The 12,439-nt window shown below is 63.1% G+C and carries 13 protein-coding genes and 2 pseudogenes; 2 read left to right on the forward strand and 13 right to left on the reverse strand.

Translation table 11 applies throughout. The features are described from left to right. Positions 1–252 precede the first annotated feature (252 nt). The 12 genes from E5675_RS05790 to E5675_RS05845 form a co-directional block, all read right to left on the reverse strand. Positions 253–1,341, reverse strand: coding sequence for a TraU family protein (locus E5675_RS05790; RefSeq protein WP_232014684.1), 1,089 nt, complete (start codon positions 1,339–1,341; stop codon positions 253–255). Between the two features lie 525 nt (positions 1,342–1,866). Then, entirely contained in the window at positions 1,867–2,493 is a 627-nt protein-coding gene (locus E5675_RS05795) for a conjugal transfer protein TraW (protein ID WP_136176358.1), read from the reverse strand. 46 nt (positions 2,494–2,539) lie between these two features. After that, a complete protein-coding gene (locus tag E5675_RS05800; protein ID WP_054724994.1) occupies positions 2,540–2,782 on the reverse strand; it encodes a hypothetical protein in 243 nt (80 codons plus the stop codon). Further along, positions 2,779–3,075 (reverse strand): hypothetical protein, encoded by a 297-nt coding sequence (locus E5675_RS05805; protein WP_145985979.1) that lies wholly within the window; start codon positions 3,073–3,075, stop codon positions 2,779–2,781. The genes E5675_RS05800 and E5675_RS05805 overlap by 4 nt, the downstream gene beginning before the upstream one ends. 32 nt (positions 3,076–3,107) lie before the next feature. Beyond that, a complete protein-coding gene (locus E5675_RS05810) occupies positions 3,108–5,636 on the reverse strand; it encodes a TraC family protein (RefSeq protein ID WP_054588711.1) in 2,529 nt (842 codons plus the stop codon). Further along, positions 5,633–6,241, reverse strand: coding sequence for a TraV family lipoprotein (locus tag E5675_RS05815; protein ID WP_054588710.1), 609 nt, complete (start codon positions 6,239–6,241; stop codon positions 5,633–5,635). Before E5675_RS05815 ends, E5675_RS05810 begins: the two co-directional genes overlap by 4 nt. Positions 6,242–6,270: 29 nt before the next feature. Then, positions 6,271–7,563 carry a TraB/VirB10 family protein gene (locus E5675_RS05820; RefSeq protein ID WP_054588709.1) on the reverse strand — a complete coding sequence of 431 codons (1,293 nt, stop codon included), beginning with the start codon at positions 7,561–7,563 and terminating at the stop codon, positions 6,271–6,273. Beyond that, complete coding sequence (locus tag E5675_RS05825; protein WP_054588708.1) at positions 7,560–8,324, reverse strand: type-F conjugative transfer system secretin TraK; 765 nt, start codon at positions 8,322–8,324, stop codon at positions 7,560–7,562. The genes E5675_RS05820 and E5675_RS05825 overlap by 4 nt, the downstream gene beginning before the upstream one ends. Next, complete coding sequence (locus tag E5675_RS05830) at positions 8,308–8,949, reverse strand: TraE/TraK family type IV conjugative transfer system protein (protein ID WP_054588707.1); 642 nt, start codon at positions 8,947–8,949, stop codon at positions 8,308–8,310. The genes E5675_RS05825 and E5675_RS05830 overlap by 17 nt, the downstream gene beginning before the upstream one ends. A gap of 8 nt (positions 8,950–8,957) precedes the next feature. Next, a complete protein-coding gene (locus E5675_RS05835; RefSeq protein WP_054588706.1) occupies positions 8,958–9,224 on the reverse strand; it encodes a type IV conjugative transfer system protein TraL in 267 nt (88 codons plus the stop codon). A 137-nt stretch (positions 9,225–9,361) separates the two neighbouring features. Continuing rightward, the gene (locus E5675_RS05840) at positions 9,362–9,676 is read right to left on the reverse strand and encodes a hypothetical protein (RefSeq protein WP_054588705.1); all 315 of its coding nucleotides are present in this window, start codon (positions 9,674–9,676) and stop codon (positions 9,362–9,364) included. 184 nt (positions 9,677–9,860) lie between these two features. Beyond that, on the reverse strand, positions 9,861–10,697 hold the full coding sequence (locus E5675_RS05845; protein WP_082665251.1) for a DsbC family protein: 837 nt from the start codon (positions 10,695–10,697) through the stop codon (positions 9,861–9,863). A 364-nt stretch (positions 10,698–11,061) separates the two neighbouring features. Here E5675_RS05845 and E5675_RS05850 point away from each other — a divergent pair, with 364 nt between their 5' ends. Continuing rightward, positions 11,062–11,538, forward strand: a complete 477-nt coding sequence (locus E5675_RS05850) for a helix-turn-helix transcriptional regulator (protein ID WP_081997358.1) — start codon at positions 11,062–11,064, stop codon at positions 11,536–11,538. Positions 11,539–11,735: 197 nt separating this feature from the next. Here E5675_RS05850 and E5675_RS05855 read toward each other — a convergent pair. After that, positions 11,736–12,039 (reverse strand): annotated as a pseudogene (locus E5675_RS05855) (integrase core domain-containing protein); the annotation flags it as partial. 54 nt (positions 12,040–12,093) lie between these two features. Between E5675_RS05855 and E5675_RS05860 the strand changes: the two are divergent. Beyond that, a pseudogene (locus E5675_RS05860) lies at positions 12,094–12,429 on the forward strand (IS481 family transposase); the annotation flags it as partial. Positions 12,430–12,439: the final 10 nt, after the last annotated feature.

Consider the following 12,439-nt stretch of genomic DNA (forward strand, 5'->3'; position numbering starts at 1 on the left):
GGCGAGAGGTGCCGATAGACGGCCTGGCCGTCGAACACCGTGAGCACCGCTTTTACCCGAGGACACGGCGGGATCAGGGCCGGTCTCGCTTGTGGCGATGGCAATTTACCCGTATCGTCTGCAGGTGGAGCGGCGCCCGAGAGGGGGCAGGGCGCCGCTCCCGCCTCGCGCGCCTGCCGGCAGCCACCGGGGCTGTGGCGGGCAGACCGGGCCGATTCCGGGCTGCGCACGAGACGATCGGGAAGTGCCGGGTCAGGGCGTCGAAATGCCGGCACAGCAGATCGCTTTCTCGAAGAGCATGAACTGGGCGTTGTCCTTGCCCGGCGCGTGTTTGCCGGAGGTCCAGAGCGCGCCGGGACGGCCGATGTTGACGCACTTGCCGCCCTTCACCGGCTCCATGAGCTGGAGTTTGTATCGGCTCTTGGTCCAGATCGGCTGCGGCTTGAACGAGCAGCCGTCCGCCGAATGGATGGTCAGCGCGCCGAGCCGGCCCATCATGAACGTGCCGCGCGCTGCCAGCCCCGCCCAGGCTTCGACGCGGTCGCCCATGTGAATGTCGCCGGCGACAGGATAGGTGCTTCCCCAACTGCCCATGCACCAGAAGAGCGGGTCGATGACCTTGCCCGCTGCCGCCGCGGCGCTGTCGGACATGCAGGCAAGGCCGGCCGCGGGATTGCCGAACAGGATGCCTTCGGGCTGGATGATCGCTCCCAGCGTCCCCGACTGCCAGGTCGGCATCACCTCGGTCATCAGCGCGACGTCGAAACCGTCATCCTCGAGGCACGGAAGATCGCTGAACATGTCGAGCATCTTCCAGACCGGCGCGACATAATAGTGCATCTGCGCGAACAACTTCGTCGTGTTCGTGCCGTCCGAAATCGACGACTGGCTGCCCTGGAGCTTGCCGCCGGTCGCCATGATGTCCGTGCCGAGCGCCATCATGCAGCCGGGTTCGGTCACCACGTCGATCATCCGGTTCGGAGTCCAGAAACTGACCTTGACACCGAACCAGAAGGTTGCACCTTTGCGGCACGCACACAGCGGTTTCGACGCCGATTGTGCGTCGAGCGCCTTGTCGAGCTTGTCGTAGCTGCCGGCGCGCACGCCGCCGATGGTGATGGGGAAGATGCAGTTCCAACGCACCTTGGTGATCGGGTTGAAGATCGTGTCGCTCGGACATTTGGATGCTTGCGCTGGAGCGGGGATGAAAGCGAGAACTGCGCCGAGCCCGACGGGTACCGCCCAGCGAAAGGACCGGCGCGTCTTCTTCGGCTCGACTTGGCGCCTGGCGCCGCTGCTCCCCGATGCGGAAGTCGCGCGCAAGTGTCGGCAAGCTGGCATGACTTCTCCGTTCCGCCAGGTAGGGCGCTGAAAAGGTTGGATGAGGCTTCGGCGCTCTGTATGGGCGATTGGCCTGCCCGAAGCGGAGATGGACCCGCCGACATGCTCGTCGCAACCAGATGGGAAAGGATATGCCGCGGATGGGCACATCGTTGCCGCTATCAGCGGTGCGGGGCCGGCTTCCGTGACGCTGAGGTTGGATTTGCCGATCAGATGTCTGCTCGCGGTCCCGTCGCGTCCTTGCGGACCAGACCATGGCGAAGGGAAGGCACCAAAGCTCGCTTCTTGCGAAGCGAGTTCCTCCAGGCATCAACGAAGTCGACGATCGGGCCAAATGGGACCCTGCGGAATCTTGCGAACTTCATCGAAGTAAAAAAAGACGCCCGTCCAGCCGGAGCCAGGCGGGCGTCAAGATGAAGAACTCTGTCTTCGTTTCCGATTAGAGCTCCCCTGGGTCGCGGCGTCCGAATAGGCGGATGACCGGATTTGCGATTGGATGAAGGCGCCAAAAAAGAGCTGGCGAAATTACGGCGTGCTCGCCGAGCGTAGGATTTGGCTCGCGGGAGCCGGGCCTTTTCGTTCAAGCGCGAACTCGCTGACCTCGAGCTTTTGTCCGACCTGCGCGACTATGACCGGCGCAACGCGAAGATCGAGCCGCTCCTTCACGCGCTCTTCGAGAATGAACAGCGGGCGCGCAACCTTCTCTCCGAGTGCGATCGGGTCGGTCACCTCCGGGCCGCCTCCGGCGAGCAATATCCAGTCGCTCGCCCGCGCGTGGCCAAGCGCCCAGTTCAGGTCGCGCGAATGAACCACGATCAGGCGCTGCGGCATCGACACATAGGTGAGGGGGTTGAAGGTGTAGCCTTTGGGATAGAGCAGTTTGCCGTCGTCCAACCGGACCTCAAAATCGAGCGTGTGGAACGGCACGACGCTTCGTTTCCTGTTCGCGCGCGCAACGCCGAGGGCGGCTGACTGCATTGCGCTCCACTTCTCACGCGGACCGAAACGACCCGCGATGCTTTTCGGCTGCTGCGCAACGCGCGCCTCGATTTCAGAAAGGGCATCGGGTTCAGCGATCGCCCAGGTGCGCCCGATCGCCGCGGTCTGTCCACGCGCCGTGGCGGCGATGACGAATTCCCCAAACACGAGCATCAACGAGGTGCCAAACTGCCAGGCGGCCACTCGAATGCTACCGCGATCATGTTCCACGACGATATCTCCTCCATCTTTCTCGCGGATCGGAGCTGCCAACACCGATGATCGCACCGACAAGTGAAACCAACGAGAGAAGGCTCAGCACGACGATGAGCGATCGCGGCGAGTTCGCGATTGGGCCGGGCGCGGCGAAGAGGATGAGGGCTTGCGCCTGGCCGAGCATCAGGCCACCGACGGCCAACCTGACCGCGATGGGCGAAGGAGCGTGGGAGAGGAGGCCGTTCATCGTGTCCGCCGATGACCGCGCCACCGGAGCATCAGACCGCTCGTCACGGACGAGAGCCAGATCAGGACCAGCCCGCTTGCGAAGCAAGCGATTCCGACCGTCACCGACGCCTGCGTAAACAGCGACGTCGGCTGGTCAACCAGCAGTCCGGCGATGAGAACGAGGCCAGCCATCATGACGGATTCGATCATGACGAGCCGGAACCGCCAACCCAGTGCCTGCCGCTCGGCCACTGCCGCAACGGCCGCGTCGAACAGCGCCCGATCGGCGGGCAACATGGCGTCGAGCTGCATCGCTAGCTCGTCGGGATGGAGCGAAGGCCGCTTCATGCCGCTGGCTCCGATGCTCGCGGCAAGTCGCGGCTATCGCCCAATATCTCGCGGGGATCGACGTCGGCGAGCTCGCACACAGCCTCGAGCGGCGATCGCCCGGCCCGGATCAGTGCTTCGAACGCCGCGACTTCGCCGGGCGCGCTGGTGTTGATCCAGTAGCTGAAGGGATCGACGACAAGCCGCGCGACCCCGAGCCCGAGCGGAGAGTCGATGAAGACCTCGCTATAGTTCGGCTTGTTGTTGCGGACCGATTTCAGGAGGTCGAGGACGAACCCGGAATAGTCAAGAATTTTGCTCTCGACAGCACGATCATAGGTGGAGCCTTGCAGGAGGAACCGCGTCGCCGCATTCTCGAGGATGACTTGGCCTGTGCCGCCGAACAGCGTGAGGTCGTTCATAGACTGGAGGACGATGCCGAAGCTGCCCTGATATTTGCGGGCACGGCGGTAGCCTTGTGCGAAGGCTTCAGCCAGCCGCGACAGATCCTGACCATCGCTTTTCGTCATGAACTGCGCTGCTTCGTCACAAAGCACGAAGCGGGGCCGGTCGCGCGCCGAGAGGTAGAGCTCCTGCGTCACCGCATTTACCACCACCATGACGATGACGTTGAACAGGTCAGGCATGGCTTTCAGCCGCTCGAGCTCGAGGACGACGAACTCGTCGGCGGAGATGTCGAAGGTCGACGGCCCGTTGAAGAAGTGCCCGTAAGCGCCATCCGAGCCGAAATCCCTGAGATTGAACGCGAGCTCGCGCGCGACCGGCTTCAGATGCTCGACACGGTCGAGATCGGCTGCGGCAAATTGCGGATAGGCACCGAGCCAGGCGCGGACCGAGTCGATGCCTTCATCGGCATAGCCCCCATCGATCGTCCACTGGACGGCCGACTTGATGAGATTCCATTCTGAGGTCGAAACGCCTTTGCGCGTCGCCGCGTTCCCCATCTCGGCAACGATCGCGACCGCCATCGCGATCGCCGAATGCTTGTCCTCGCCGTCTAGCGCGAGCCCGAGGTCGAACGGGTTCAGAACCAGCCGTTCCTCGCCGACGTCGATATAACGACCCGAGCAGAGGGTGCAGAGCTTGCGGTAGGATCCGCCAATGTCGATGATGCGGATGAGGGCGTTCTGGGCATAATATTGCCGGCAGAGATCGTTGAGGAGGAAACTCTTGCCCGCGCCGCTTTCGGCCGCGACCACAAAATTATAATTGTTGATGCGCGGATCGAAGAGGTCGAGTGTGACGAGCTGACCCTTGCGGCCCACATAGAGCAGGGCAGGGCGGCCGCCTCCGCGAAAGTCGGTCTGGATCGGCGCCATCAGCGCTGCCGCCTTCACCGGCATCCGGAAATCGCGCTCGAGCATCTTGATCGTTCGGCGCTCGGGATAAAGGCCGAACGGCAGGCTCGCGGTCAGCAAGATCGGATTGAGGTAGGATTCTTCCTGCACCATCCAGGGCAGCGGTTCACTTTCCCAGAGGCGCTTGGCGCGCGCGGCCATCTCGCGGGCGTGATGGGAATCGCGGCCGAAAACCCAGACGGTCGGCATGACCGAGACGAAACGGCTGTTGCCGGCCTCGTCGAGCACCCAGCCGATTTCCTCGATCTGTTTGCCGACCTCGACCGCAAAGCTGCCCGCCGCTTTCTGCGCCGACAATATCTGGGCGCGCTTGTGAATTTCGAACTGCGAATGGTCGAAGAGGATGTTGAGGCAATAGAGGAAGGGGCCGCCAATCTGGTCGCTGTCCTCGGCGCTCCCGCGCATCCCGCCCATCAGCCGGTTCATGTGTTCCGCGGTAACCCGCCTCGCCGGCGCTTTCGGCGTCAGGCAGCGTGCGACCTGGCCCCCGAGGAACACTTCGGGTCCGTCGAAAGCGAGATCGGGGCCGGCATCGACGATCTGCTTGCGGATCGGCGGGGCGGGGTGCCCGGCTGCACCGCTGGCGAATACGCCAGGAGCGTCCTCGAAGACGCCGTTGAAGATACGGCGATAGAAGGAGATCATTTCGTGCGGCTCGACGCGGCGAATGCCGAGCTTGGCAAGCTGCTCTTCGATCTGGCGGCGCAGGTCGCTGTGCATGGGGGCGCGCGTTTTGACAGCGAGGAAGGTCCGGAAATCACGCACCGGAATGCCGTGGAGCGCGCCAAGCCCGTTCCGGCCTTCGTTTAGATAAGCGTGCGTCCGGCGCGCCGATGCCTGGATCAGCGGATCTGGCCGGGTCTTGAGGTCGAGATAGGCGTCGAGCGCTGGCGCAATCAGCGGGTCGGCGAAGCTGATAAGCTGGACGACGCTGTTCTCGGGAAACTGGACGTTGAACAGGCCGAGCAGCGCCTGGTGAACATGCGCGAACATATAGGCGGTAGGGGTCAACTCCCAAGCATAGCCCCAGCCATCATCGATGCAGAGAAAGGCTTCCTCTTCCTCGACCCAGGCGACGAGCGGGAGGAAATCCGAATAGCGGTCGCGCGCAACGGCGCGGTGCAGGTCGGAGAAGGTAAGACCACCGCCGGTTCCGGGCGCCTTCATGGCCGCGGCTCCGCGCGCGCGGGCACAACCGGCGGCGTCAGTTCGCTTCCGGGCACCTCGCGGATCTGCTCGAGCACCGGCACGCGCGCCGCGGCTGAGACCGGCGGCACGAGATAGCCGCCGACGACCCAGGAGGGGGGCTCAAGCACCGAATAGACGAAACGCGGCATATAGAGCCGGTCGGGCCGGTTCCGATCGGCATAGGGCAGGATCAGTGTTCGCACCGCCTGCGCCGGCCGCAGCATCGGCGCCTCGGGCGCCTCGATCAGCCCCTGAAGCTCCCGGTAGACGCTGTCGCGGTAATCACCATAGGCATCAGCATCGCTGCGTCCTCGGCGCGCGGTGCCGCGCTGGTTCGCCTTGAGCAATATCTTGTCGCGTGTCACCGCCGGGTCCGAACGCGAAGCCCGGCCCTCCGCCGCATCCTCATAGGCTTTCTCGGGATGGATGCACTGGCCGTGATCGTCGTTCTTGCAGCTGAACTTTTCGCTGTACGGCGACATCGCTGAGCCGAGCGTTGCGCACCCTGAGAGTGGCAAGACGCCGGCAAGCAAGAGTGCGGCTGAGCAGAGGCGCGCGCGGCGCCGGTTTGACATATCGGTCATCGATATTCCTCCGAGGATGGGCGGGGGCATCAGAACTTGCTCCCGGCGGTCGGCTTGATCTCGAGCGTGACGCCTTCCTGGATGACGACGACGACGTCCTTGGCGGCGCCCACTTCGACGATAGGTCCCGCCTGCCGCGCGAGATCGAGATAGAAGTCGGTGAGCTTGTCGGACGACTTCGAGAGGCCGCCTGCGATCCCCACCTTGGCGGCGTCGCCGACATCGAGCGTCCGCACCGAACCCAAGGCCGATGTCGACACGTCACCGACCGTGTTCTCGACCGTCTGGCTGATCCCGCTGATCGTGCCGGCGATGAAGGCGCGCGCGAGACTCGCGCCGGCGCGCGTTACCACCTTGCCCGACAGCCCCTTCTTGCCGTCGGTGTCGACGAAGAAACCCTTGATCGGCTGGTCGACCACCGAGCGTTCGTCGAAATCGACGCAGGACAGCGATACGAGCTGGACCTCGACCCGCTCCTTGGCGAGGCTGCCCGTCGCGTTGCCGATGACGAAGCAGCCCGAGAGATTGGCCTTGACGTCATTCGGCAGCACGGCGGGCGCCTGGACGCGCGCAATCAGCGGCTCGGGGTTCGAGGTAGCATCGCGGCTCGCGAGCGCGTCGATCCCGGTCAGCAGCCGCGCCTTCATGAAACCAGGTGGCAAATAGATCGTCCGGGTCTTTTTTTTAGCGCCAGACGGCGCGCCCTTGCCATCGGCCGCGGCAATCGTGCCGGGGGCGGTCACCGCGGCGCCGATCGCGCCGACGGCCTTTTCAACCGGGGGCGCAGGAGGAGCAGGGGGCGCCGCGGGTGGTGAAGGAGGTGGCGGGATCTCGCCCGTCGCGATTTCGGCATCGCCGGGCGCGGGTGGATAATCCGGTATCGCGCCCGGCAGAGCCGGGGGAAGCCCGGGGTCGCCGTCGGGAGGTGCGCCTGGCTTGCTGCCGGGCACGACCTTGCCCTCCTCGATCGCGGTGACGCGGTCGCCGAGCAAGGTCTGGCCATCGAGAATCTTCTGGAGGTCGCCCCGCAGCTTGGTCTCGAGGCTGTCGCCGCGCAGGCCGGCGCCCATGTCGAGCTTGGTCACCGCTGGCGCCTCGGGCGCCTTCTCATCTCCGCCTGTACTCGCCGCGTAGAGACCGGTACCGAGCATCGCGACGACGCCCGCGACACTCAACTGCTTGGCGCGCAGCTTCTGTTTCGAGCCCAGCGTCGCCCAGCGCTCCTTGAATGCGAGAAGAGCGGGGCCGCGAGTGGCCTCGGGCGGAAGCGGTTTGCCGACCTCGCCGAGATCGAGCGGCTCTTGTTCGGGCGTGTCGTTCATTCGCCGTCTCCCCGGCGGATAACGATCAGCCGCGCGCTTTCGCCCGCCTTGAGGCTCAGTCGGTCGAGCGTGACTGCGAAGATGTCGATGCCAAGCGCGCGGTCGAGGAACTGCTGTTCCTCGAGCACGACATCGCTGTCGCTACCGAGGCGATACTCGGAGACGGAAAGGCCGGAGCCTTCGATCGCGAGACGCCGGCGCTCGACGAGCTGCGCCGAGGGGAGGCCGGCAATCGTGATCGTTCCCGACCGCGGCGCGACCTCGGTGAAGCTTGCCGGCACGCGGTCCTGAAGCATCGCGAGCGTGATCGACACTGCCCTCTCTTCCTCGACTAGCGGCCCGAGCAGCTCCTCATTGGCCCGTGCGCGCTGCGGCCGTCCGGGAGCAAGCGTGACCGTTTGCGCGGGAATTTCCGTAGGCTCGGCATAGAGCGGATAGATGGCCCCGTTGCAGCTGATGAAGAACTCAGAGGGTGTCGTCACATAGCTGCGCGTCACCATACCCATATCGTCGACTTCCTTGACGAGAAACTTGATCCAGGCGTCGGAGCCCGCGCGCTCGACCGCGATCGCCTTCTCGGCCGAGAATTTTACATCCTCGATCTCGCCGCCGACGCAGACGATATGATTGACGTCGCGGTTTGAGAGGCGGATCGTGCTCATCTGGTCGGGAAGGACGGTGATGGCTTGCGCTGATGCGGGCGCGGGCAACAGCAGCGCGGCAACGGGCAGCGCCGCCGCGAGCCTAGCGAGGCTGGACATCGAATTTCTCCTCGGTGAGCGAAATGACCCAGAAGCGTCCGTTCTCGACGGCGTAGCGGACGCGAAGTTCGCCGCGGAACTTGCGGATGACACCGCCGATCACGCGGACCTTCTCGATCGGGACCAGGATGTCACGCTCGGTCCACTGGACCGGCTGATCGGGGCGGATGTAGGTCGCGATCGACAGCGTCGGATTGCCCGCGAGCTCGTCCAATATGCCGTTCAGGCTGTCGCGCATGCTGTCGTACGCCGATGGATGGACGATCGAGAGCAGTTCCTGGAACTGCCGGTCGGCCGAGTAGGCCGAATAGGTCCCGGCGAGCGCGACGATATTGCGCGTCATCGTGCGGATATAGGCGGCCGATGGCTTCGAGCCGGTCACATAGAGATCGCCGCCCGAACCGAACGGCACGACCACCGTGCGCTCTTTCTGGTCCGAGCTGTAAATGACCGTGCCAAGCACCGCGGTAATGCCGAACAGCCCGACGATCGCGAACTTGAGCAGCCGGTTCTCTTCGAAGAGGTTCGATGAGCCCTGAATGTACCGATGGATCCCGAAGCTGGCGGGTTTACCGAGCAGCGGGTCGACCGGCGCGCTTCGGGGTTTGCGATGACGCGAGAACATCTGCGGCCTCACTCGTAAAATCGGGTTTGGGTCGGACCCGGATAATGGCGAAAGCGAAGCATCCCCCAGCGCCATGCGAGATGGGCGAGGAAACCGCGCGGCTGCGCGCGCTTCCATGGCAGGAAAAGGAGAAGGGCCGCGATGAACGCCCAACCGACCAGTCCGCCGACGATGACGGCGACGAAGATGGTGGTGACCACCAACACGAACTCGTCCGATCCGAACCACAGGATCTGAACCGGCTTGTGCAGATATTGGGGCAAGCGTTCGTCCATCGACCCTTCTCCTCCTGCTACGGTCCTCACCAGCGAAGCAAATCGAAAGCGAAGACGAGGGTCCGGGAGCACTTCCTCCCGGTGACCGGAACGTGGGCGAGCGTGGAACCCGAATGCTTGCCCACGTTCCGATGCCGTCAGATCACCATGCCGAAGGTTTGAAGGATGCTGTCCGCCTTAATGAGGCAGACGGCAGCGACGATCGTCGGGATGCCGATCATGATATTGCTGAACAGTCGCGACACGCCGAACAGGAAGGCGGCGACGCCCCCGACGAAGCCGAGCGGGCCTTTGACACCCTGGTTCACGACAATGTCGTAGATGTCGTAGCCGAGATCCCCCGCCACGGGCGCGGTAAAGGCGTGGGCGCTTGCCGCGAGGAGCGACAGAAGCAGGACCGGTACGCCGACATCGGCGGCCGAAAGTACGGTTCTGGTAAGTTTTTTGACCATGAATGATTGCTTTCTTGGGCATTGGGCCGCCCTGAACTCTGCCTGCCGGCATCGATGGTGATCGTTGTCGGCCGACGGCGGTGCTGGACGGCCCGAAGGGGCGTCGCCGCCGGCATTCCGGTGCGTTGGGACCGAGAGCGATGATGCTCTCTGCGTCCGAGCAGCCGCCATGAAGAGATGGAATTCAGCGAGAGACACGGTTGGTCTTCGCCGAGGATAGAAAGGCCTCGATCTCGGCCTGCTGAAATCCGGAGATGAGCTTGCCGCCCGCGATCAAGGTCGGCGTCCCGCTGACACCAGCGGCGCTGACCACTTTGGCGTGAGCTTCGACCTTTCCGCGGCCTTCAGCGCAGGTTCGCAGCGCTGTCGGCGCGGCACCCGAATAGATGGCTTTAAAGGCTACCGCCTTATCGACTGAGCACAGGATGTGCTCGGACTTTGCCGCGGCTTCCGGATGAATGCCGCTCACGAAGAATATGAGACGCCGGACCGGTTTTCCCTCGGCGGCCTTCGCTGCCCAATATCGATTAAGCGCGCGACAATAGGGGCAGTCGGGATCGGTAAATTCGATCACCGTCGGCGCATCCTTGGGGCCGATTTCAAGCGCCTGTGAGGAGTCTATCGATTTCAGACGGTTGGAGATGCCGGCTTCCTGCGCGAGGGCTGTCAGATTGACGCCGTTCTTGTCGAAGATCGACGCGAACAAGAGATGCTCGCTCTCGGGCGCATAATAGACGATCCGGCCGCCAGCACTCGCTTGATAGATCGCGCCTTTCACCGGCGCCGGTTCGAAATCATCGAACTGGAGATTTGTGAAGGTTTGCTTGAGTTGCTGCTCCGCCTCCGCTGCGGCTTTTGCCAGCAACACCTTCTCCGTCTTCTCTTGTGCACAAACGACCGGCGAGGCGAGAAGTGCGGCCGCCGCCAGTAAGACGGCAGGTTTCTTGAAGGGGCCGTTCGCCGATAATGACGATAACCGGAATCGAGGCGCAGCACGATCGTTCGCGGAATCGCATGACATGAGTCCTCCCTGGCGCGACGGCGCCCGTTCGATGTGGGTTGCGTGAACGTCCGATGAGGCAGCCAGTGATAAGTCAGCCGGTCGGAACGGAGGGATAGATGGACGCGCTGTGAGCCAGCGGCAATCGTGAGGGCAGGCGCGTTCCCCAAGGCGGCACGATTGTGCCGCAGCCGAGCATCGTGATTCCAACTTTCATATTGGAATCAATGAATTGAAGGGAATTGCGTCAGGCGCGACACAGACTGAAATCCTTGAAGATGAACGAAGCTAATAGACTGAAAGCATCTCTACTTGCTGTGTCGCTCAGCGATAGCCAGCCTCGCATGGAGCGCTAGCGCACCACATACTATTCGGACGGAAGCTCATGTCGGACACCAGGACATGCGAGAAGGGCGGCGTCGCTTCGCTGGATCAGCTCAAGGAGTTCTCTGGGCGGCGCATCGAAAGCGAGCGTCTTCGCCGTCGCTTGAGTCAGGAGCATCTTGCCCGCAGAGTTGGATTGAGCGTTCGTTGGCTACGAGAGATCGAGAGCGGTAACCCGGCCGTGGCGCTCGATGACCATTTACGTTGCGCAGCGGCGCTCCGTCTCGCGCCCGCGTTCGTCCTTCTTCCCTTGTTGGACCCTGACTACAGCCAAGCTTCGTCGATCGATCCAGCGCCATTCGAATGGGCCGACATCGAATATCTGATCTGGACTCATATCGGCAGACGAGCAGGATGGGCTGCACACCGCGGCGAATTTGAACGCGCCCAGGAACCTCTGCGCGCCGAGGTTCGAGTCCCTGCTGAAAATCAGTCAAGAACAGCACAATCTTTACCTGCTACTCAGGATAGGAGCTAAAATTGCTACTTCTGAAAATTTGTCAAGTGAACCAGGGACAAGGATTTGCGTACCCGAGTTGCATTGCGATCAGAACGACGAAGTTCGGGGCAAACCGACATCCCAGGATCGTCCAGAACTTGCCAAGATACTCGATGGCTTCTGAGCTGCTACCCGTTTCTGGACCGCCCTGCTGGCAGCCTTCCAGCGTGCTGACATCAGGGCGGGCCATGTGCCGCTGATGCCAACATGAGCGATATCGGTGATTTGTTCTCGATCGCGCTGTGCGGTCGTACCTCGTTGTAGTCCCTACGCCAAGCCTCGCATTTTCGCACCGCGTCATCCAGGCTCATGAACCAGTGGGCGTTAAGGCATTCCTTGCCGTTGAAGCTCTCGATGAACGCGTTGTCGGTGGGCTTGCCAGGCCGCGAGAAGTCGAGCGTCACGCCCTTCATGTAGGCCCACAGATCGAGCTCGCGGGAGATAAAATTCGCTGCCATTGTCAGCCCTGATCGAGGCGGGATAACCCACTTGCGCGCAGCCCCGTTCCAGCACCTCGAACACATCCGGTGTCCGGTGCAGGCGCGATTGCCGCTCGACGACGTGTTCATCGCGCTGAAGGACGTGATCCCACACCTGACACGCTCGTCGCTGCACCGTTGCCTGCAACGCCACGGGATCAGTCGGTTGCCCAAAGCCGATCGGGAGAAGCCGAAGAAGTTCAAGAAATATGAGATTGGCTACTTCCACGTCGATATCGCGGAACTGCGCTATGAAGGCGGAAGAGGCTTCCTCTATGTCGAAGTGGACCGCACCTCGAAGCTGGTGTTCGCCCGCATCTATCGCCGGGCGACCAAGCTTGCCGCGGCAGCGTTCCTGCGCGTGCTTATCAAGACGGTGCCATACAGGATCCGTGGCCTGC

The organism is Sphingopyxis sp. PAMC25046, from assembly GCF_004795895.1.
Taxonomy (GTDB): domain Bacteria; phylum Pseudomonadota; class Alphaproteobacteria; order Sphingomonadales; family Sphingomonadaceae; genus Sphingopyxis.